The organism is Planosporangium thailandense, assembly GCF_011947195.1.
In the GTDB taxonomy this organism is placed as follows: Bacteria; Actinomycetota; Actinomycetes; order Mycobacteriales; family Micromonosporaceae; genus Planosporangium; species Planosporangium thailandense.
On sequence record NZ_JAATVY010000012.1, the window covers coordinates 46197 to 66605 of the forward strand.

At 70.9% G+C, this 20409-nt stretch carries 19 protein-coding genes; 12 read left to right on the forward strand and 7 right to left on the reverse strand.

Annotated elements, in window-relative coordinates:
- Positions 1 to 22 precede the first annotated feature (22 nt).
- Entirely contained in the window at positions 23 to 1123 is a 1101-nt protein-coding gene (locus HC031_RS17570; RefSeq protein ID WP_167926422.1) for a sugar phosphate nucleotidyltransferase, read from the forward strand.
- On the opposite strand, the gene HC031_RS17575 is transcribed toward HC031_RS17570, so the two are convergent.
- Together HC031_RS17575 and cofD are read right to left on the reverse strand one after the other, a co-directional pair.
- Entirely contained in the window at positions 1114 to 2238 is a 1125-nt protein-coding gene (locus HC031_RS17575; RefSeq protein WP_338090710.1) for a coenzyme F420-0:L-glutamate ligase, read from the reverse strand. The two genes, HC031_RS17570 and HC031_RS17575, sit on opposite strands and share 10 nt — an antisense overlap.
- Entirely contained in the window at positions 2231 to 3223 is a 993-nt protein-coding gene (gene cofD / locus HC031_RS17580) for a 2-phospho-L-lactate transferase (RefSeq protein WP_167926423.1), read from the reverse strand. The genes HC031_RS17575 and cofD overlap by 8 nt, the downstream gene beginning before the upstream one ends.
- A 109-nt stretch (positions 3224 to 3332) precedes the next feature.
- Here cofD and HC031_RS17585 point away from each other — a divergent pair, with 109 nt between their 5' ends.
- The 3 genes from HC031_RS17585 to HC031_RS17595 all read left to right on the forward strand — a co-directional run bounded on the left by HC031_RS17585 (position 3333) and on the right by HC031_RS17595 (position 7574).
- Positions 3333 to 4334 carry a hypothetical protein gene (locus HC031_RS17585; RefSeq protein ID WP_167926424.1) on the forward strand — a complete coding sequence of 334 codons (1002 nt, stop codon included), beginning with the start codon at positions 3333 to 3335 and terminating at the stop codon, positions 4332 to 4334.
- A 53-nt stretch (positions 4335 to 4387) separates the two neighbouring features.
- The gene (locus HC031_RS17590; protein WP_167926425.1) at positions 4388 to 6898 is read left to right on the forward strand and encodes a bifunctional FO biosynthesis protein CofGH; all 2511 of its coding nucleotides are present in this window, start codon (positions 4388 to 4390) and stop codon (positions 6896 to 6898) included.
- Positions 6899 to 7316: 418 nt separating this feature from the next.
- Positions 7317 to 7574 (forward strand): WhiB family transcriptional regulator, encoded by a 258-nt coding sequence (locus HC031_RS17595; protein WP_167926426.1) that lies wholly within the window; start codon positions 7317 to 7319, stop codon positions 7572 to 7574.
- Positions 7575 to 7663: 89 nt separating this feature from the next.
- Here HC031_RS17595 and HC031_RS17600 read toward each other — a convergent pair whose 3' ends face one another.
- Positions 7664 to 8140 carry a metallopeptidase family protein gene (locus HC031_RS17600; RefSeq protein WP_167926427.1) on the reverse strand — a complete coding sequence of 159 codons (477 nt, stop codon included), beginning with the start codon at positions 8138 to 8140 and terminating at the stop codon, positions 7664 to 7666.
- Between the two features lie 136 nt (positions 8141 to 8276).
- Here HC031_RS17600 and HC031_RS17605 point away from each other — a divergent pair, with 136 nt between their 5' ends.
- Positions 8277 to 8666, forward strand: coding sequence for a DUF3499 family protein (locus HC031_RS17605; protein ID WP_167926428.1), 390 nt, complete (start codon positions 8277 to 8279; stop codon positions 8664 to 8666).
- 87 nt (positions 8667 to 8753) lie between these two features.
- On the opposite strand, the gene HC031_RS17610 is transcribed toward HC031_RS17605, so the two are convergent.
- The 3 genes from HC031_RS17610 to HC031_RS17620 all read right to left on the reverse strand — a co-directional run bounded on the left by HC031_RS17610 (position 8754) and on the right by HC031_RS17620 (position 11258).
- Complete coding sequence (locus HC031_RS17610; protein ID WP_167926429.1) at positions 8754 to 10121, reverse strand: aspartate aminotransferase family protein; 1368 nt, start codon at positions 10119 to 10121, stop codon at positions 8754 to 8756.
- Positions 10118 to 10573, reverse strand: a complete 456-nt coding sequence (locus tag HC031_RS17615) for an Lrp/AsnC family transcriptional regulator (RefSeq protein ID WP_338090711.1) — start codon at positions 10571 to 10573, stop codon at positions 10118 to 10120. Before HC031_RS17615 ends, HC031_RS17610 begins: the two co-directional genes overlap by 4 nt.
- A 148-nt stretch (positions 10574 to 10721) precedes the next feature.
- Positions 10722 to 11258, reverse strand: a complete 537-nt coding sequence (locus tag HC031_RS17620; protein ID WP_167926431.1) for an Lrp/AsnC family transcriptional regulator — start codon at positions 11256 to 11258, stop codon at positions 10722 to 10724.
- A 234-nt stretch (positions 11259 to 11492) separates the two neighbouring features.
- Between HC031_RS17620 and HC031_RS17625 the strand changes: the two genes are divergently transcribed.
- Genes HC031_RS17625 through HC031_RS17640 form a run of 4 tightly spaced genes read left to right on the forward strand, consistent with a single transcriptional unit; the run spans position 11493 to position 15612 of the window.
- The gene (locus HC031_RS17625; protein ID WP_167926432.1) at positions 11493 to 12722 is read left to right on the forward strand and encodes a polyamine ABC transporter substrate-binding protein; all 1230 of its coding nucleotides are present in this window, start codon (positions 11493 to 11495) and stop codon (positions 12720 to 12722) included.
- Between the two features lie 5 nt (positions 12723 to 12727).
- On the forward strand, positions 12728 to 13888 hold the full coding sequence (locus tag HC031_RS17630; protein ID WP_167926433.1) for an ABC transporter ATP-binding protein: 1161 nt from the start codon (positions 12728 to 12730) through the stop codon (positions 13886 to 13888).
- Positions 13885 to 14805: an ABC transporter permease subunit gene (locus tag HC031_RS17635; RefSeq protein ID WP_167926434.1), complete on the forward strand. Its 921-nt coding sequence runs from the start codon at positions 13885 to 13887 to the stop codon at positions 14803 to 14805. The genes HC031_RS17630 and HC031_RS17635 overlap by 4 nt, the downstream gene beginning before the upstream one ends.
- Entirely contained in the window at positions 14806 to 15612 is an 807-nt protein-coding gene (locus HC031_RS17640) for an ABC transporter permease (RefSeq protein WP_167926435.1), read from the forward strand.
- Between the two features lie 184 nt (positions 15613 to 15796).
- Here the strand turns inward: HC031_RS17640 and HC031_RS17645 are convergent, their stop codons facing one another.
- Entirely contained in the window at positions 15797 to 17230 is a 1434-nt protein-coding gene (locus HC031_RS17645) for a gamma-aminobutyraldehyde dehydrogenase (RefSeq protein ID WP_167926436.1), read from the reverse strand.
- Positions 17231 to 17515: 285 nt separating this feature from the next.
- On the opposite strand from HC031_RS17645, the gene HC031_RS17650 reads away from it, so the two are divergent.
- Genes HC031_RS17650 through HC031_RS17660 form a run of 3 tightly spaced genes read left to right on the forward strand, consistent with a single transcriptional unit; the run spans position 17516 to position 20339 of the window.
- Positions 17516 to 18910: a phosphomannomutase/phosphoglucomutase gene (locus HC031_RS17650; RefSeq protein WP_167926437.1), complete on the forward strand. Its 1395-nt coding sequence runs from the start codon at positions 17516 to 17518 to the stop codon at positions 18908 to 18910.
- Between the two features lie 26 nt (positions 18911 to 18936).
- A complete protein-coding gene (locus tag HC031_RS17655; RefSeq protein WP_167926438.1) occupies positions 18937 to 19134 on the forward strand; it encodes a Trm112 family protein in 198 nt (65 codons plus the stop codon).
- Positions 19131 to 20339, forward strand: a complete 1209-nt coding sequence (locus HC031_RS17660; protein ID WP_167926439.1) for an SIS domain-containing protein — start codon at positions 19131 to 19133, stop codon at positions 20337 to 20339. The genes HC031_RS17655 and HC031_RS17660 overlap by 4 nt, the downstream gene beginning before the upstream one ends.
- Positions 20340 to 20409 lie beyond the last annotated feature (70 nt).

A 20409-nucleotide genomic window follows, 5' to 3' on the forward strand; every position in this document is an offset into this window, starting at 1 on the left:
CGGCATCGGCATGATGGGCGGCGTGTTCTACGCGGTTATTCCGGCGGGCGGCAGCGGCACCAGGTTGTGGCCGCTGTCCCGAGCGGGCCACCCCAAGTTCCTGCACACGCTGACCGGCACCTCAGCCAGCCTGCTGCAGGCCACCGTCGACCGGCTCGGCGCACTCGCCGATCCGGCGTCGACCTACGTGGTGACCGGCGTGGCACACGTCGCCTCGGTCGCCCGGCAGTTGCCGACGTTGCCCGACGCCAACATCCTCGTGGAGCCGTCACCGCGTGACTCGTGCGCGGCCATCGGGCTGGCGGCGGCCATCATCTCGCTGCGCGAGCCGAGCGCCCTGATGGGCTCGTTCGCCGCGGACCACCTCGTCCGCGACACCGACGCCTTCGTCGAGGCGGTCCGCGCGGCCATGGGCGGCGCCGAGGCCGGCCTGTTGATGACCGTCGGGATCACCCCGACCCACCCCGAGACCGGCTACGGCTACCTGCGCTGCGGGGACGCCGTCGGGGACGGCCCGGTCAGCAGGGTGGCGGAGTTCACCGAGAAGCCACCGTACGATGTGGCTGTCTCCTATGTGGAGTCCGGCCGGTACTTCTGGAACGCCAGCATGTTCATCTGGCGCGTCGACGTGTTCCTCGGTGAGCTGTCCCGCCAGCAACCGGAGCTGTACGCCGGCCTGATGCGGATCGCGCAGGCCTGGGACGGCCCGGAGCGGGAGCGGGTCCTGGGCGAGGTCTGGTGCACCCTGCCGAAGATCTCGGTCGACTACGCGGTGATGGAGGGCGCCGCCGCGGCCGGCCTGGTCGGCACGGTGCCCGGCGACTTCGGCTGGAACGACGTCGGCGACTTCAACACCCTCGGCGACATCCTCGAGCGCGACGAGCGCGGCAACGTGGTGATCGAGGCCGGCGACGGCCCGGTCAGCAAGCCGCAGGTCGAGCTGCTCGACAGCGAGCGCACCGTGGTGGTGCCGCGCTCCGGCCGGCTCGTGTCGGCCGTCGGCGTCCACGATCTGATCATCGTCGACACGCCGGACGCGCTGCTGGTATGCCCCCGCAACCGCGCCCAGGACGTCAAGAAGCTGGTCGACGGCCTGAAGGAGCGGGGCACCTCCTACATCTGATCGGCCGGCGCCCCCACCGCGAGCAGGCCGAGCGGTTCGTGGCCGGCCGGCAGGCGGACCAGGTCGGTGATCGCCCGGGCGTCGGCCCGGATCCAGGCGGTGGCCAGGCCGGCCGAGGCGAGCGCCGCCCGAAGCCGGTGCACCGCCGCGCCGGCCTCGGCGGCCGCCCACGGGTCGCCGCCGGCGGGCACGTGCGGCACGACCACCTCGGCGGTGCCGGCCACGGCCAGGTCACGCAGCTTGTCGCGGACACGGGCGTCGGTGACGTGCGTCAACGGGGCGGCGGCCGTGCCGATCGCCGCGAGCGCGTCCGCCACCTGCTGCGGGCGCACCGGAGCGTGGGCGAACCGGGCCGCGTCGGGGATCGTGGCGGCCTCCGCCCGGCCGACCGCGCGGGCCTCGGCCGTACCCAGCGAGAACATGTCCAGCTCGGCGTCGCGGACCAGCGCCCTGGCGCCCGGCCCGTCGTCGTCGATCAGCCCCCGGTAGCCGCGGACCACGGCGACCGGTACCTGGTCGTACTTGCCCTTGACCAGCTCACCGGCGCCGGCCAGCTCGTCGATGTCGGCCATCTGGGTGACCTGGAGCTCGTTGCCGTACGGGTCGACCTCGCCCCGGTAGTCGCGTACCGGCATCACCCCGGCCGCGCCGATGGCCACGTCGGTGAGCCCCAGCCGCCACGGGCGTCCCATGGTGTCGGTGATGACGACGCCCACCCGCCGGTCGTAGCGTTCCCGCAGTGCGGTGCGCAACGCCCGGGCCGAGGCATCGGGGTCCACGGGCAGCAGGACCAGGCGGGTGCGCTCGACGTTGGAGGCGTCGATGCCGGCCGCCGCCATGACCAGGCCGTGGTGGGTCTGCACGATCCGGGTGGGGCCGCGGCGGGCCACCACACGGGCGGTCTCGGCGGCGAGGACCGCGTCGCGTGCGGCCTCCCGCTCGGGCCCGTCCGCCGGGACCTCGACCAGTCGGCCCTCGGCCTTGCTGACGATCTTGCTGGTGACGACGAGCACGTCGCCGTCGGCGATCCAGCCGGCGGCCGACATGATGAGCCCGGCCAGGTCGGTGCCGGGGGTGACCTCGCCGATCCCGGTGACCGGGAGGATCTCAAACACCGGCCACCTCCAGCGCGGCGCGCACGATCGCGGCGGTGGACGCCTCGTCGCGCATCCACAGGTCGTGGCTGCGCACGGTCACGCCGGGGACCGTCACGTCCGCGTCGGAGGTGTCGACCAGCCAGCCGTCGAGCAGGCCCCCGGCGCTACGCGCGCCGTACAGGCCGCCGACGCCGGCCGCGCTGCACTCGGTCTGCACGGCGGCCAGGCACTTGTCGGCCATCCCGCGCACCGGCGCGCCCCCGATGATGGGGGAGACGCCGACGACGGGCGCGGTGAGCGCATCCCTGATCCCGCCGACGGCGAGGATCGGGGCGATGCTCACGACCGGGTTGCTCGGCGCGACGAGGACGGCGTCCGCGGCGGCGAGGGCCTCCAGTACGCCGGCGGCCGGCTTGCTCGCCTCCGCGCCGACGAAGACGAAGCGCTTGGCCGGCAGGGCGGCGCGGTGGCGTACCCACCACTCCTGGAAGTGGATCGCTTTCTGGGAACCGCCAGCGACCAGTCCGGCCCGCGCGGCTTCGCCCTGCGGCCCGGACCGGTCGTCCTCCACCACGACGTGGGTCTCGACCCGGTCGTCGGTGGCGGGCAGCAGGCGTACGCCGGGCTGCCAGCGGGTACACAGCGCCTCGGTGACCGCGGACAGTGGATACCCGGCGTCGAGCATGCGCGTGCGCACCAGGTGCGTGGCGAGATCCCGGTCGCCCAGCCCGAACCAGGTCGGCTCGGCGCCGTACGCGGTCAACTCCTCCTTGACCGTCCACGTCTCGCCCCGGCGGCCCCAGCCGCGCTCGGGATCGGCGCCACCGCCCAGGGTGTACATGACGCTGTCGAGATCGGGACAGATGCGCAGGCCGTGCAGGGTCACGTCGTCACCGACGTTGACGACGGCGGTCACCTCGGAGCCGGACTCCCGCGCGACCGCGCGTACCCCGGCGAGAAACTTGGCCCCGCCGATGCCTCCGGCGAGTACGACGATGTGCATGCCTGCCATCCTCGCCTACGGGCGCCGGCCGGGCCGGCCGACCCCGGCCGGAGGGGAGCGCGTTATGGATAATCCACCTCACGCGACCAGTCACACCATGGGGGCACCGATGACCAGCCAGCCGAGCGACAACCCGCCGTCCGCGCCTCCCGGGTCGACCGCGCCGGCCGGTTCCGCCGCGCCGGCCGGTTCCACGGGCGGGCCGGCGGAGCAGAACGTCCGACAGCTCATCGAGCCGCTCCGGCAGCCGGCCGCGTTCGTACTCCTTCTCACCAACGGACTGATCCTGCTGTTCGCCGTCGCGGACCTGTTCGTGGTCCTCGGCGACTGGCCCGGAAACTTCGTCACGCGGGCCGGCAGTTCGTTCGGGGAGTTCGTCGGTGTGGTGTCGATCGGCTTCCCGCTGCTCGCCGTCCTGCTGGCGACCCTTGTCAGGCCGCGGGTGCCGCACGCGCGGCCGATCACCGTCGTCGCGCTCGTGGAGTACGCCGTGTCGGCCCTGTTCGGCGCGGTCTGCCTGCTGGTCGACTTCCTGCACGGCGTGACCGACAGCCAGCCGATCCTCGGCATCGGGTCGGCCCGGCGGGCGTTCGAGGACTTCCTGATCCGATCCGGCGAGGTCGCCCTCCTCGCGATCGTGGCGTTCGCGGTGTACCAGATCTTCCACGGGCTCTACGGCGGCGTCGGCAGGCAGGCGGCCCCGCCGCCCTACGGCGGGGCGTACCCGTCCGGCTTCGGCCAGCCGGGTTACCCGTCGGGGTACGGCCAGCCCGGCCATGGCCAGCCCGGACATGGCCAGCCCGGACATGGCCAGCCCGGCTATGGCCAGCCCGGACCTGGGCACCCCGGTTACCCGTACGGCTACGGGCAGCCGGGTTACCCGCCGGGCTACGGGCAGCCGACCCCGGGGCAGCCCGGGCAGCCAGCCCCGTCGCAGCCCGCCTATGGCGCGCCGGCTCCGTCGCAGCCCACCTACGGTCCGCCGGCCCCGTCGCAGCCCGCCTACGGTGCGCCGGCGGAGGCGGTCGGCGGGGGCGACGTGCCACCCCCGCGGGAGGTCCGCCCGCCCGAGGGTCCGGTGGGCCCGGCCGAGGAGTGGCGGCGGCCGTAGCCGGGCGACACCTCGCGTCGCCCGGTGTCGGCGTAGGGCCTAGTGTTCTTGGAGTGACCATCGGTAGGAGCCATCCCGTGTCCGACAGCTCCATCCGCCGTGCGCTGCACCGCGCCTCCGACGGGCGTCCGATCGATGCCGACGAGGCTACGACGCTGCTTGCCGCCCAGGGGGAAGCCTTCGACCGGCTGCTGGCCACGGCCGCCGCGGTGCGGGACGCGGGCCTGGCCGACGCCGGGCGGCCGGGCGTCGTCACGTACTCCAGAAAGGTCTTCATCCCGCTCACCCGGCTGTGCCGGGACCGCTGCCACTACTGCACGTTCGTGACGGTCCCGCACCGGGTGCCGGCGCCGTACCTCGATCGTGACGAGGTGGTGGAGATCGCCCGGCAGGGCGCGGCGCTGGGCTGCAAGGAGGCCCTGTTCACCCTTGGTGACCGCCCGGAGGCCAGGTGGCCGCAGGCGAAGGCGTGGCTGGAGGAGCGCGGCTACGGTTCGACGCTGGACTACCTGCGCGCCTGCGCGATCGCCGTCCTGGAGGAGACCGGCCTGCTGCCGCACCTGAACCCGGGTGTCATGTCCTGGGCGGAGCTGCAGCGGCTCAAGCCGGTCGCCCCGAGCATGGGCATGATGCTCGAGACCACCGCCACCCGGCTGTGGAGCGACGTGGGCGGCCCGCACTACGGCTCGCCGGACAAGGAGCCCGCCGTCCGGCTGCGGGTACTCGAGGACGCCGGCCGGGTCGGCGTGCCGTTCACCACGGGCATCCTCATCGGCATCGGCGAGACGCCGGCGGAGCGGGTGGACAGTCTGTTCGCCATTCGCCGGATCGCCCGCGAGTACGGGCACATCCAGGAAGTCATCGTGCAGAACTTCCGGGCCAAGCCGGACACCGCGATGCGCGGCATGCCCGACGCGGAGCTGCACGACCTGGCGGCCACGGTCGCGGTCGCGCGCCTGGTGCTCGGCCCGAAGGCGCGCATCCAGGCGCCGCCCAACCTCATCGCGGGCGAGTACGCGCTGCTGCTGGCCGCGGGCATCGACGACTGGGGCGGTGTCTCCCCGTTGACGCCGGATCATGTCAACCCGGAGCGCCCGTGGCCGCAGATCGAGGAGCTGGCGCGGCGCAGCGCCGAGGCCGGGTTCACGCTGCGTGAGCGCCTCACGGTCTACCCCGAGTACGGTCAGCGCGGCGAGAGCTGGATCGATCCGCGGATCTCCATTCACGTGGCGGCGCTGGCCGACCCGGCGACCGGGCTGGCGGCCGACGAGGCGCGGCCGGCCGGGCACCCGTGGCAGGAGCCCGACGGGGGCTACGCCGACGCGGGGCGTACCGACCTGTTCGCCACGATCGACACCGCCGGCCGGAGCGCCGACCGGCGCGGTGACTTCGACTCTGTGTACGGCGACTGGGCCGAGGTGGCCACGCACGTCCGGGCGGCGTCGCCGGAGCGGCTCGGCGGCGATGTGAAGGCGGCGCTGGCGCTCGCGGCGTCGGATCCGGCCGCGCTGCTCGACCCGGCCCACGAGCAGGCGGCGCTCGCCCTGTTCACCTGCGACGGCGCGGCCCTCGACGAGCTGGCACGCATCGCCGACGACCTGCGCCGGGACGCGGTCGGCGACGACGTCACGTACGTGGTCAACCGCAACATCAACTTCACCAACGTCTGCTACGTCGGCTGCCGGTTCTGCGCCTTCGCGCAGCGCGAGCGCGACGCGGACGCGTACCGCCTCTCGGTGGAGCAGGTCGTCGACCGGGCCGAGGAGGCGTGGAAACTCGGCGCGACCGAGGTCTGCATGCAGGGCGGCATCGACCCGAAGCTGCCGGTGTCGGTCTACCCGGAGCTGGTGCGGGCGATCAAGCAACGGGTACCCGGCATGCACGTCCACGCGTACAGCCCGATGGAGATCGTCACGGCGGCGGCCAAGGCCGGGGTGTCGGTACGGGAGTGGCTGACCGAGCTGCGCGCGGCCGGCCTCGACACGATCCCCGGCACGGCCGCCGAGATCCTCGACGACGAGGTGCGCTGGGTGCTCACCAAGGGCAAGCTGCCGGCGGCGACCTGGGTGGAGGTCGTGACGACCGCGCACGAGCTGGGCATCCGGTCGAGCTCGACGATGATGTACGGCCACGTCGACAACCCGCGGCACTGGCTCGGGCACTTCCGTACGCTCGCCGGGGTCCAGGACCGTACCGGCGGCTTCACCGAGTTCGTCGGGCTGCCGTTCGTACACAACAGCGCGCCGATCTACCTGGCCGGGATCGCCCGCCCGGGCCCGACGTGGCGGGACAACCGGGCGGTGCACGCCATGGCCCGGGTGCTGCTGCACGGCCGGATCGCCAACGTCCAGTGCTCCTGGGTCAAGCTCGGCGACGAGGGCACGGTCGCGCTGCTGCGCGGTGGGGCCAACGACCTGGGCGGCACGTTGATGGAGGAGACCATCTCCCGGATGGCGGGCAGCGAGCACGGCTCCGCCCGTACCGTCGAGCAGTTGCACCGGATCGCGGCGGCCGCCGGGCGGCGGGCGCGCGAGCGCAGCACAACCTATGCGTTAAAGGGCTAAGCGTCAGCAATCAGACGTTTGTCCCTATTTGCGCCGACGGTTCGGACCGTGACTACTCCACGAACAGCGGAATTGGAACGCGCCACGCCGTACGGCACGCCGAAAACGTCAAAAAGGGCGTTACCAACCGCGCGCTCGGTCGGTAACAGCTACGACGTCGCGCCATCCGACCGGCCCACATCGGCGTGGGGCCCGTGAGGATAGACGTCACAGACGGGGGCTGCACGGCTGGACCCATTTATCAGGTTCGGCTTGACGACGCGAGCATTACACGCGTGTAATTTCACTGGGGATGTTCAATCGGCGCTGGGAAGCGCCGTTTCGGGCGAACGGGGAAGACGCATTTGTCAACGAATGCGCCTTCTGCGTGGGGGGAAGCGCCGGCACCGCGACCGGCGCGCATGAAGGAGGCACGCTGATGGACGGCCGAGGGGTTCTGGCCGACCTGCTAGGCAACGCACCGGAGTGGCAGGAGCGCGCACTGTGCTCGCAGACCGATCCGGAGGCGTTCTTCCCTGAGAAGGGTGGGTCGACCCGCGAAGCCAAGCGCATCTGCCAGCGGTGCGATGTGAAGGCTGACTGCCTGGAGTACGCGCTCGGACACGACGAACGCTTCGGCATCTGGGGTGGGCTGTCGGAGCGCGAACGTCGCAAGCTCAAGCGACGGGCGGCCTAGCGGGCGGTGACATGAGGCTCGCGCGAGGGCGGTGTCGGATCACGAGATCCGGTGCCGCCCTCGCCGTATGTCCGCCGGTCGTCAACCGGCTAGTCGAGGTCCTCCGGTGCCACCCCGAGGAGGTTCGCGACCTGCTCGATGATGACGTCGTGGACGAGGTCGGCCAGGTCGTCGCGGTCGGCCGCCCGGAACTCCAGGGGGCGCCGGTAGAGCACGATCCGCGGTGGCACGCTGTGACGTCCGGGCCGGCCGGGCAGGAGCCGGGCCAGCGGCACGTCGCCGTCTTCGAGCACGTCCGAGTCGTACACGTTGAGATCGGGCGGTACGTCTTCCACCGCGAACTCCACGCCGGCCAGCTCCTTGGAGAACCGCTGCTCGAGCAGTTCGACCGAGTCGAGCACCAGGTCGTCGAAGATCTCCGCGCGGGTGCGCGAGAGGGGCGCCGAGGAGGGCACGAGTCGACCGCGTAACCCGCGCCCGTGACGGTCGCGGCCGCGGCGGCCGGGGCCGCGGTTGCCCGCGGCTCCGCCGAGGCCTCCGCCATGGCGCTGGTCAGGACTGGTCACGCCGCCAGACTAGCGCCGGCCGTCGAACCACCTGCACCGTGCGCCACCGGGTGTGTCCCATTCGTGATCGTCAGGTTTCGGCGTGTCGCGGGGCCACCATGGGGTACCGCGAGGTTCGGAGAGATAACGTTCCGCCGTGAGGTCACCACGACGCTGCTCCCGCAATGGCTGTCCCCGGCAGCCCGTCGCGACGCTGACCTATGTCTATGCCGATTCGACCGCGGTTGTCGGTCCGTTGGCCGCGTTCGCCGAGCCCCACTCGTACGATCTGTGCGAGCAGCACGCACGTAGCCTGACCGCACCGCGCGGCTGGAACATGGTCCGCCATGACGGAGAGTTCGAACCCCCGCCGCCCAGTAGCGACGATCTCGTCGCGCTCGCCGACGCCGTGCGGGAAGCCGCCCGGCCGGCGGTCCCGCGCGACGAGTCAGAGGAGGAGCTGGGCCATCTCGGGCGCCGCGGCCACCTCCGCGTCATCCCCCCGGACCGCGCCGAGGGCGGCCGTCACCGCCTCGCCCACCCGTAGCGCGGCCGTCACCGCACCGCCCGCCCGTAACGACGGAGGAGGGCGCCCCCCGGTGCGGGGCGCCCTCCTCCTGACGCGGACCCGGCGTCACATCCGGGCCGACGCCTCCGTCAGCACGCCGCGCAGGATCTGTTCGATCTCGGCGAAGTGCGACTCGTCGCACACCAGCGGGGGAGCGAGCTGGATGACCGGGTCGCCGCGGTCGTCCGCACGGCAGTACAGGCCGTTGTCGAAGAGCGCCTTGGACAGGAACCCGCGCAGCAGCCGCTCGGACTCGTCCTCGTTGAACGTCTCCTTGGTGGCCTTGTCCTTGACCAGTTCGATGCCGTAGAAGTACCCGTCGCCGCGCACGTCGCCGACGATCGGCAGGTCGGTCAGGCGCTCCAGGTAGGACCGGAACAGCTGCTCGTTGGCGCGGACGTGGCCGTTGAGGCCCTCGCGCTCGAAGATGTCCAGGTTGGCCAGGCCGACCGCGGCGGCGACCGGGTGACCGCCGTACGTGATGCCGTGGTTGAACGAACTGGTGCCCGAAAGGAACGGCTCGACCAGCCGGTCCGAGGCGATCATCGCGCCGAGCGGGACGTACCCGGAGGTCAGCCCCTTGGCCGAGGTGATGATGTCCGGCTGGTAGCCGTACCGCTTGGCGCCGAAGTACTCGCCGAGCCGGCCGAACGCGCAGATCACCTCGTCGGAGACGAGCAGCACGTCGTACCGGTCGCAGATCTCACGGACCCGCTGGAAATACCCGGGAGGGGGCGGGAAGCATCCGCCGGCGTTCTGCACCGGCTCGAGGTACACGCAGGCGACGGTGTCCGGGCCCTCGAACTCGATCGCCTCGGCGATGCGGTCGGCGGCCCAGATGCCGAACTGCTCCGGCGTCATCGACTCGTCGGGCCGGCGGTAGTAGTTGGTGTTCGGCACCCGGAAGGTGCTCGGGACGAGGGGCTCGAACTCCTTCTTGAGGTCCGGCAGGCCGGTGATCGACAGGGCGCCCATCGAGGTGCCGTGGTAGGCGATGGCCCGCGAGATCGCCTTGGTCTTCATCGGCTTGCCGACCTGCTTGAAGTAGCTGCGGGCGAGCTTCCAGGCGCTCTCGACGGCCTCCGAGCCGCCGGTCGTGAAGAAGACCCGGTTGAGGTCGCCGGGGGCGAGGTCGGCGAGCCGGTCGGCCAGCTCGATCGCCTTCGGGTGGGCGTAGGACCACAGGGGGAAGTACGCCAGCTCGGCGGCCTGCTTGGCGGCGGCCTCGGCCAGCTCGGAGCGGCCGTGGCCGACCTGCACCACGAACAGTCCGGACAGCCCGTCGAGGTAGCGCCTGCCGCGCGCGTCGTAGACGTACGGGCCGTCGCCGCGCACGATCACGGGTACGTCGGTCTCGGCGTACGCGGACAGGCGGGTGAAGTGCATCCAGAGGTGGTCGCGGGCTGCTGCGTACATCGATTTGTCGTCGGTCATCTGGTCCCCCACGCGTACGTTTGCTTGGCGAGTTTGAGGTAGAGGAACGTCTCCGTCGCGGTGACGCCCGGGATGGTTCTGATGGTGTCGTTGAGCAGGTGCAGAAGGTGCTCGTCGTCGGTGCAGACCAGCTCGGCGAGGAGGTCGTAACCGCCCGCGCAGATGACCACGTAGTCGACTTCCGGGATCGCGGCGATGGCGTCGGCGACGGCCCGCATGTCGCCGGTCACCTTGATGCCGATCATCACCTGGCGCGCGAAGCCGAGCGTCAGGGGATCGGTCACGGCGACGATCTGCATGACGCCGGTGTCCAGTAGTCGCTGTACCCGTTGGCGGACCGCAGCCTCCGACAGCCCGACGATCTTCGCGAGCGCGGCGTATGACATGCGGCCGTCGCGCTGGAGCTGCTCAATGATCAGCTTGTTGATGTCATCCAGCACTGGTTCCGTCACATCCGCGATTTTCGCTGAAGAAGTCGCAACATGCAACCGAATCCGTCGGCGAATGCCTAAATCGTTCATGATTCCGCAGGGAGGAAGGGGTGTTGCTGCCCTCCGCGCCCGGATGGCCGGCGGGCTGGCCGGACGTGGGCGCGACGGGCTAGCGCGTGCCCCAGCTGTAGGTCTGTTTGCGCAGCTTGAGGTACATGAACGCCTCGGCGGCCGCGATCCCGTCCACCGTGCGGATCAGCTGGAGCGTGTCCAGCAGGTGGTCGTCGTCGCGGCAGACGACCTCGGCGAGGAGGTCGTACGAGCCCGCGGCGATCACCACGTAGTCGACCTCGTCGAGCGCGCCGATGCGGGCTGCGATCGGCTCGACGTCCCCGATCGTCCGGATGCCGATCATGGCCTGGCGCGGGAAACCGAGCTGCAACGGGTCGGTCACCGCGACGATCTGGACCACGCCCGCGTCGAGCAGCCGCTGGACCCGCTGCCGGACGGCGGCTTCGGAGAGCCCCACCGCCTTGCTGATCTCGGCGTACGTGCGCCGGCCGTCCTGCTGCAGCTGCTCGATGATCCGCTTGGCGACAGAGTCGAGCGGCGGCTGGTTGCCATCGCCGGTGGCCGCGGTCCGCCGGCCCGGTGTGAGCCCCGCGGCTGAACCGTGGTCATCGCCAGTGTGCGACCACCTGTCCATGTCGACTCCCATCGGTTCACGGCCGTTGTGTCACCGGGGTGCGGCCGTCGCATTATCGGGTTGCTCCGCCCGACGTTCGACCCCTTCGATTGTCCGATAGCTTGGCGCATTTCGTTGTTCAGCGCGAGTCCTGCAACGGAATCCCTTGTGGCACCCGCGTCGTCGTGCCAGGATCAGTCGTCAACCTTCCTCCGTCACAGGAAAGATGCCGGCACGAGTTTCGTAGGAGCACCGATGCGACACCACCAGCGCCCACCGCTTTCCCCGGAGGCGGCCGCCGTACTGTCCGCCAGCGGCCTGTCCCGGCGGACCCTGATGCGCGGCCTGCTGGCCGGCGGCGCCTTTGTCGCCGCGGGCGGTGCGTTGGCCGCGTGCGGCACCGCGCCGGCAAAGAAGAGCCAGGCCAAGGCATGTACCGCGACCGACATCTCCGCAACCGACAAGAAGCTGGTCTTCTCGAACTGGCCGCTCTACATAGACGTGGACGACAACGACGCGAAGAAGCGGCCGAGTCTGGACGAGTTCACCGCCAAGACCGGCATCGCCGTCACGTACCAGGAAGACATAAACGACAACACCGAGTTCTTCGGCAAGATCCGCAACCAGCTGCAGGCCTGCCAGGACATCGGCCGGGACGTCATCGTGATGACCGACTGGATGGCGGCCAAGCTCGTCGACCTCGGCTGGCTGCAGAAGATCGACAGCACCAAGATGCCGAACTTCACCAAGAACCTGCTGCCCACGCTGCAACACCGGCCGTGGGACAAGGACATGCAGTACGCCGCGCCGTGGCAGTCCGGCCTCACCGGCCTGGCGTACAACGGCCACGTCACCAAGGAGATCCGTACCGTCGACGAACTGCTCACCCGCCCCGACCTGAAGGGCAAGGTGGCGGTCCTGACGGAGATGCGCGACACGATGGGCCTGCTGCTGCAGTCGATGGGTAAGAACCCGCTCGACTTCACCGAGGCGGATTTCGACGCCGCGCTGGAGAAGCTGAAGAAGGCCGTCAGCGACGGTCAGATCCGCAAGTTCACCGGCAACGACTACAAGGAAGACCTGGCCAAGGGCGACCTCGCGGCCTGTTTCGCCTGGTCCGGTGACATCATCCAGCTCCAGTCGAAGGACGACCAGATCAAGTTCGTCGCGCCGGAGTCGGGCCTGATGCTGTGGTCGGACAACATGCTGGTGCCGTCCACCGCCACGCACAAGGCCAACGCCGAGCAGCTCATGGACCACTACTACGACCCCAAGGTGGCCGCTGAGGTGGCCGCGTACGTCAACTACATCTGCCCGGTCGCGGGGGCCAGGGAAGCGATGAAGGACATCAGCCCCGACCTCGTGGACAACCAGCTGATCTTCCCGGACGAGGCGACCCTGGCCAAGACCAAGGGGTTCAAGGCGCTCAGCGAGGCCGACAGCCGCAAGTACGAGCAGAAGTTCCAAACGGTGGCCGGAGCCTGACAGCGATGACTGAACAAGATCACGGCAATACCGACGCCGACCTGCACATCGTCGGCGTCACCAAGCGGTTCGGGACCTTCACGGCGGTCGACGACCTCACCCTCACCGTCCCGCAGGGCTCGTTCTTCGCCCTGCTCGGCGCGTCGGGCTGCGGCAAGACGACCACACTGCGGATGGTCGCCGGCCTGGAGGAGCCGACCGCGGGCCGCATCCTGCTCGGCACGCAGGACGTGACCAGGCTGCGCCCGTACAAGCGGCCGGTGAACACGGTGTTCCAGAGCTACGCGCTCTTTCCGCACCTGAGCATCTTCGACAACATCGCGTTCGGCCTGCGCCGGCGCGGCATACGCGACCACGCCAAGCAGGTGGAGCAGATGCTCCACCTGGTCGAGCTGGACGGCTACGGCTCCCGCCGGCCGGCACAGCTGTCCGGCGGCCAGCAGCAGCGGGTCGCGCTGGCCCGCGCGCTCATCAACCAGCCGCAGGTGCTGCTGCTGGACGAGCCGCTCGGCGCGCTCGACCTCAAGCTGCGCCGGCAGATGCAGATCGAGCTCAAGCGCATCCAGACCGAGGTCGGCATCACGTTCGTGCACGTCACCCACGACCAGGAAGAGGCCATGACGATGGCCGACACGGTCGCGGTGATGAACGCCGGGCGCATCGAGCAACTCGGCGCGCCCACCGACATGTACGAGTTTCCGGGTACCGCGTTCGTGGCGAACTTCCTCGGACAGTCCAACCTGCTCGCCGCCACCGTCACCGGGGTCAGCGGCGACGACGTGCTGGTGCAGGCGTACGGCGAGCGGTTCTCGCTGCCCGCTGCCCGCTGCCGGCTCACCGCCGGCACCGCCTGGCTGGGGGTACGGCCGGAGAAGCTGCACCTGGCGCCGACACCCGACGCGGTGCCCACCGGGCACCAGGCGGTCCGGGGAGAGGTGACCGACTCCTCGTACGTGGGCGTGAGCACCCAGTACCTCGTACGGGCGCCGTGGGGCGACGAGCTGACGGTGTTCGTACCCAACTCGGGCATCGCCGCGCCGCTCGCGGTCGGCAGCGAGGTGGTCGTGCACTGGCGGCCCGAGCACGCGTTCCTGATCGAACGCGCCCCCGACGAGACGGTCGCGCCGATGCCGGAGCCCGAGGACGCGGTGGGGGTCGGTACGTGAGCGCTCTGGGTCACCTGGGAACCGGCAGCGTCGCCTCCGCGACGCCGTCGGACCAGCCGGTCGCCGGCGGCCGCCGGCGACGCTGGGTGCCGTACGTCCTGCTGCTGCCCGGCATCCTCTGGCTGCTGCTGTTCTTCGCGATCCCGTGCCTGGAGCTCCTGGCCACCAGCCTCTACGACCCGAGCGGGTCGCTGGAGACGGGCTACGCGATGACCTGGCACTTCGCCAACTACTCCGACGCGGTCAGGGAGTACGCCGGACACTTCGGGCGCTCGATCGGCTACGCCGCCCTGACCACCCTGATCACGCTGCTGATCGGCTACCCCCTCGCGTACGCGATCGCGCTCAAGGGCGGGCGGTGGAAGAACCTGATGCTGGTCGGCGTCATCGCGCCGTTCTTCACCAGCTTCCTCATCCGGACCCTCGCGTGGAAGGTGATCCTGTCCGACGACGGGCCGGTCGTGTCCACGCTGAACGCGCTGCACGTGCCGCTGCCCGACGGGCGGCTGCTCGCCACCGGGCCCGCCGTCATCGCCGGGCTCGTGTACAACTTCTTGCCGTTCATGGTGCTGCCGCTGTACGCCAGCCTGGAGAAGCTGGACCCCCGGCTGCTGGAGGCGGCCGGTGACCTGTACGCCCGGCCGGTGTCGCGGTTCTTCCGGGTGGCGCTGCCGCTGTCGATGCCCGGCGTGGTGGCCGGCACGCTGCTGACGTTCATCCCGGCCGCGGGTGACTACATCAACGCGCAACTGCTGGGCACCACGCGTCAGTACATGATCGGAAACGTCATCGAGTCGAAGTTCCTCAAGGTGGGCGACTACCCCGGCGCGGCGGCGCTGTCGTTCGCCCTGATGGCCGCGATCCTGGTGCTGGTCCTGGTGTACGTGCGCCGGGCCGGCACCGAGGAGGTGCTGTAGATGGCACACCGGCTCTGGCGCTGGGTGGCCGACCACTGGGTACTGGTGATCGGGCTGCTCGTCCTGGCGTACCTGTTCGTGCCGATCGGCGTGGTGGCGGCGATGTCGTTCCGCGAATCGGGACACAACGCGCCGTACACCCTGCAGAACTACCACTTCACCCTGCGGAACTGGGCGCATCCGTTCGGCGCCGGTGGCATCCAGGACGCGTTCCTGCTGAGCATCGGGATCGCGGCGCTGTCCACGGTGGGCGCGACGATCCTCGGCACGCTCATGTCGTTCGCGCTGGCCCGGCACACGTTCCGCGGCCGGTCGGCCACCAACGCGTTGATCTTCCTGCCGATGGCGACGCCGGAGATCGTGATGGGCTCCTCGCTGCTGGCGCTGTTCGTGGCAGCCGGCGTCCCGCTCGGCTTCTGGACGATCGTCATCGCGCACATCATGTTCTGCCTGTCGTTCGTCGTGGTCACCGTCAAGGCCCGCCTGGCCGGCCTCGATCCGCGGCTGCAGGAGGCGGCGATGGACCTGTACGCCGACGAGCGGCAGACGTTCCTCCGGGTGACCCTGCCGCTGGTGATGCCCGGCATCGTCGCGGCCGCGCTGCTGTCGTTCTCGCTGTCGTTCGACGACTTCATCGTCACGAACTTCAACTCCGGCAGCCTGGTGACGTTCCCGATGTACATCTGGGGCGCGGCCCAGCGCGGCATCCCGCCGCAGATCAACGTGATCGGTACCGCGATGTTCGCGATCTCGTTCCTGCTGGTGCTCGCCGGACAGTTGCGTTCGCTGCGTCGGCGGAGCGCCTGACCCGTCCCCGGACCACCTGACAGACAAGCGCCACGCGCCGGGCCGGCGCGTGGCGCTTGTCGTTGCCTGGATAACCAACCTGGACGCGATAGGCTCCAGCGGCTCCCAGTAGATCTTGGAGTTGTGGCGCCGGCACCGCAACCGCGAGGGCGGGCGGCGGCGCCACAACTCCAGGGTCGCCCCGTTAGATCTCGAAGTTGTGCATGACGTGCTTGACGCGGGTGTAGTCCTCGAGGCTGTACATCGACAGGTCCTTGCCGTGGCCGGAGTGCTTGAACCCGCCGTGCGGCATCTCGGCGACGATCGGGATGTGGGTGTTGACCCAGACGCAGCCGAAGTCCAGCCGACGGGTCATCCGCATCGCGCGGCCGTGGTCACGGGTGAAGACCGAGGACGCCAGGCCGTACCGGACGCCGTTGGCCCACCGCACCGCCTCTTCCTCGTCGCTGAAGCGCTGCACGGTGATGACGGGGCCGAAGATCTCCTCCTGGATCACCTCGTCGTCCTGGCGGAGGCCGGAGACGACGGTGGGGGAGTAGAAGTAGCCCCGGTCGCCGACGCGGGCGCCGCCCGCCTGCAGCGTCGCGTGGTCGGGCAGCCGGTCGACGAAGCCGCTGACCCGGTTGAGCTGGTTGGCGTTGTTGAGCGGCCCGTACAGGACGTCGTCGGTCGGAGCGCCGGTCTTGGTGTTGCGGGCCTGCTCGGCGAGGGCGGCGACGAAGTCGTCGTGAATGCCGGGGCCGGCGAGGACCCGGGTCGCGGCGGTGCAGTCCTGGCCGGCGTTGAAGTACCCGGCGACGGCGATCGCCTCGGCGGCCGCTTCGATGTCGGCGTCGTCGAAGACGATGACCGGGGCCTTGCCGCCGAGCTCGAGGTGGGTGCGCTTGAGGTCGGCGGCCGCGGCCTGGGCCACCTCCATGCCGGCGCGGGTGGAGCCGGTGATCGACACCAGCTGGGGGGTGGGGTGGCTGACCAGGGCGCGGCCGGTGTCGCGGTCGCCGGTCACCACGTTGAACACGCCCGGCGGGAAGAACTCGCCGGCGACCTCGGCCAGCAGGAGAGTCGAGGCCGGCGTGGTGTCGGAGGGCTTGAGCACCACGGTGTTGCCGGCGGCGAGCGCCGGGGCGATCTTCCACACCGCCATCATCAGCGGGTAGTTCCAGGGCGTGACCTGCCCGACCACGCCGATCGGCTCGCGCCGCACGTAGCTGGTGTGCCCGGCCATGTACTCGCCGGCCGAGCGGCCTTCGAGCAGCCGGGCGGCGCCGGCGAAGAACCGGATCTGGTCCACCGCCGGCGGGATCTCCTCGGAGGCCATCATGCTGAGCGGCTTGCCGGTGTTCTGGGACTCCGCGGCGATGAAGTCGTCGGCCCGGGCCTCGATGGCGTCGGCCAGCTTCAGCAGCGCCCGCTGCCGCTCGGCCGGCGTGGCGTCGCGCCACGTCTCGAACGCCTTCTCCGCCGCCCGCATCGCACGGTCGACGTCTTCGGCGTCGGAGACCGGTGCGGCCGCGAAGACCTCGCCGGTGGACGGGTCGATCAGGTCCGCGTACCGCCCTTCAGCCGGCGGTACCGAGGCTCCGTCGATGAAGTTATTGAGTACACGCTTGTCAGGCATTCCTAGCCTCCAGCACTGATAACGGTTCTGGAGTCACATCTTCCCATTGATTCCGCAGGTGACAAGGGCCTACTGCGACCGTTTCCGTTGGAAAGCGGGGGACAGTCGGCACCGGTGCCCCGGGGCGGACGTGGTGCGCCGGGCGCCGCGCGCCACGAGCGGTGGCGGGCCGGCGCGCCGACGGCGGCGCGGCGCCGCCCGCGCGCGGGGGCTGTCTGCGGCGCTCGACCGTCGTCGGTAGGCTGCTCGGTACAATTACGACTCTCTCGCGAGGAGCCCACACCCGTGTCAGACCTGAGTCGCATCGTCAAGGCGTACGACGTCCGCGGCACGGTCCCCGAAGAGTTCGACGAGGCGACCGCCGAAGCGCTCGGTGCGGCTTTCGTGCAGACCCTGAGCGCAGGTGGCGACGCCGACGCCGGCCGGATCGTCGTGGCGCACGACATGCGGGACTCGTCTCCGACGCTCGCCGCGGCGTTCACCCGGGGCGCCCAGCGCGCCGGGGTGGACGTCATCGACGCGGGCCTGGGCTCGACCGATCTGCTCTACTACGCGTCCGGGGCCCTGGATCTCCCCGGCGCCATGTTCACCGCCAGCCACAACCCCGCTCGGTACAACGGCATCAAGATGTGCCGGGCCGGCGCCCGCCCCATCGGGCAGGAGACCGGGCTGGCTGAGATCCGCGACCGGGCGGAGCGCATCCTGAGTGGCGCGCTGTCCGCCGGCGCCGGCGGACAGCGCGCCACGGAGCGCCGGGACCTGCTCACGGGGTACGCGGCGCACCTGCGCTCCCTCGTCGACCTCTCCAAGGTCCGGCCCCTGCGGGTGGTCGTGGACGCCGGCAACGGCATGGCCGGGTACACCGTGCCGGCCGTGCTCGGTGACGCGAAGCTCGACCCGCTGCCGCTGGAGATCATTCCGCTGTACTTCGAGCTGGACGGCACCTTCCCCAACCACGAGGCCAACCCCCTCGAACCGGCCAACCTGCTCGATCTGCAGAAGGCCGTCCGCGCGCACCGCGCCGACCTCGGCCTGGCGTTCGACGGCGACGCCGACCGCTGCTTCGTCGTCGACGAGCGCGGCGAGGCTGTTTCCCCGTCGGCGGTCACGGCCATGGTGGCCGTGCGTGAGCTGGCCAAGCACCCGGGCAGCACGGTGATCCACAACCTGATCACCAGCCGCGCGGTGCCCGAGATCGTCGCCGAGAACGGTGGCGAGCCGGTTCGGACCCGGGTGGGGCACTCGTTCATCAAGGCCGAGATGGCCCGCACCAACGCCGTCTTCGGCGGGGAGCACTCCGCGCACTACTACTTCCGCGACTTCTGGTACGCCGACACCGGGATGCTCGCCGCGATGCACGTCCTCGCCGCGCTCGGCGAGCAGGACGAACCGCTGTCGAGCCTGGTCGGCCGGTACGTCCGGTACGCGGACTCGGGCGAGATCAACTCGACCGTGCGCGACCAGAAGTCCAAGACGGCCGAGGTCGAGGCGGCGTTCGCCGGCATCACCGGCGCGCGGTTCGACACCCTCGACGGGCTGACCGTCGATCTCCCCGACGGCAGCTGGATCAACCTGCGCCCGTCCAACACCGAGCCGCTGCTGCGGCTCAACGTGGAGGCACCGACGCCCGCGCGGATGGCTCAGCTTCGTGACCAGGTCCTCGCGATCGTGCGGGGCTGAGCGGAAGAGAATAAGGAGAACCACCCGTGGCACTCGACCCGGCACTGCTCGACATCCTCCGCTGTCCTGACGAGCACCACGCCACCCTCGACTTCGACGCGGAAGCGCAGACGCTGACCTGTACGCAGTGCGCCCGCGTCTTCCCGATCCGCGACGGCATCCCGGTCCTGCTGCTCGACGAGGCCACGCAGGGCGGCGCCGACCAGCCCGAGCCACCCCGATGACCGGCCCGTTCAACGGCGAGGCGGGCGTGCGCGGACACCGTCACCTCGATCTCGAACTGATCGACGACGCCAGCGCGCTGACCGACGCCGACCCCGGCGGGATGCTGCGCGCCACCGCCTCGGCCGGCGCGCAGGTACGCGAGTCCGCCGCGCTCGCGGCCGAGGCCAACCTGGAGGCGATCGCCGACGAGGGCCGACCCCGGGCCGTGGTGGTGGCCGGCGTGGGCACCGCAGGGCGCACCGGCGACATCCTCGCCACGGTCGCCGGCGCCCGCTGTCCGGTGCCCGTGCTCTCGCACCGCAGCGCCGGCATCCCCGGCTGGGTCGGCGTGGGGGACGTCGTCCTCGCCGTGTCGGCGTCGGGGCGCTCCCCCGAGGCGCTCGCCGCGGCGGAGGCTGCCGCCCGGCGGGGCGCCCGTCTGGTCGCGATCGGCGCGCCCGACTCCGACCTGGAGCTGCTGGCCGACCGGGCGCGGGCGCCGTTCATCCCGGTGCCCCGGCGCGCCCCGGCCCGCGCCAGCCTCTGGGCGCTGACCGTGCCGGTGCTGCTGGCCGCCCGTACGCTCGGGTTGGTCAAGGTCAACGAGGCGGACCTGGCGGAGACCGCCGCGCGGCTGGACCTCGACGCCGACCGGTGCCGACCGAGCCTGGAGTCCTTCGTCAACCCGGCCAAGTCGCTCGCGCTCGATCTCGGCAACTCGGTGCCGATCATCTGGGGCTCGTCGTCGCTGGCCACGGTCGCGGCCCGACGTTTCGCCGACACCTTGAGCTCGAACGCCCGTTACCCGGCGGTGGCGGGCTCGCTCGGGGAGGCCAACCGGGGCCGGGTCGGGCTGCTCGACGGGGTGTACGGCGGCCTGGCCGAGGCCGCCCGGGACATCTTCGCCGACCCGGACGAGGGCGCTGCGGACCCGACCCGGCTGCGGCTGGTGCTGCTACGCGACGGCGGGCTGTCGGACGAGTCCGACGACCAGGGCGAGCCGCTCGCGCTCGAGGAGCGGCGCGCCGACGCGGTGCAGGCGCTCGCCGAACGGCGGGGCGTACGGGTCAGCGTGGTCACCGCCGAGGGCGGCTCGCCGCTGGAACGGCTGGCCTCTCTTGTCGCCGTTCCCGATTTCGCGTCGATCTACCTGGGCCTGGCCCACGGCCTCGATCCGATGGCTGTACCGGCCGTCTCCGAGATGAAGGAACTGTCGAACCGGTGAGCGAGCGAATCAGCGACTGGTCCGGACCGTTCGTCGCCGAGCGGAGCGAGGCGATCGTATGAGCGAGCGC

Bases quoted from the DNA above. Each gene is read 5' to 3' on its own strand.
- cofD (WP_167926423.1), bottom strand. From the start codon at position 3,223: ATGCACATCGTCGTACTCGCCGGAGGCATCGGCGGGGCCAAGTTTCTC.
- HC031_RS17585 (WP_167926424.1), top strand. From the start codon at position 3,333: ATGACCAGCCAGCCGAGCGACAACCCGCCGTCCGCGCCTCCCGGGTCG.
- HC031_RS17595 (WP_167926426.1), top strand. From the start codon at position 7,317: ATGGACGGCCGAGGGGTTCTGGCCGACCTGCTAGGCAACGCACCGGAG.
- HC031_RS17610 (WP_167926429.1), bottom strand. From the start codon at position 10,121: ATGACCGACGACAAATCGATGTACGCAGCAGCCCGCGACCACCTCTGG.
- HC031_RS17620 (WP_167926431.1), bottom strand. From the start codon at position 11,258: ATGGACAGGTGGTCGCACACTGGCGATGACCACGGTTCAGCCGCGGGG.
- HC031_RS17625 (WP_167926432.1), top strand. From the start codon at position 11,493: ATGCGACACCACCAGCGCCCACCGCTTTCCCCGGAGGCGGCCGCCGTA.
- HC031_RS17630 (WP_167926433.1), top strand. From the start codon at position 12,728: ATGACTGAACAAGATCACGGCAATACCGACGCCGACCTGCACATCGTC.
- HC031_RS17640 (WP_167926435.1), top strand. From the start codon at position 14,806: ATGGCACACCGGCTCTGGCGCTGGGTGGCCGACCACTGGGTACTGGTG.
- HC031_RS17645 (WP_167926436.1), bottom strand. From the start codon at position 17,230: ATGCCTGACAAGCGTGTACTCAATAACTTCATCGACGGAGCCTCGGTA.
- HC031_RS17660 (WP_167926439.1), top strand. From the start codon at position 19,131: ATGACCGGCCCGTTCAACGGCGAGGCGGGCGTGCGCGGACACCGTCAC.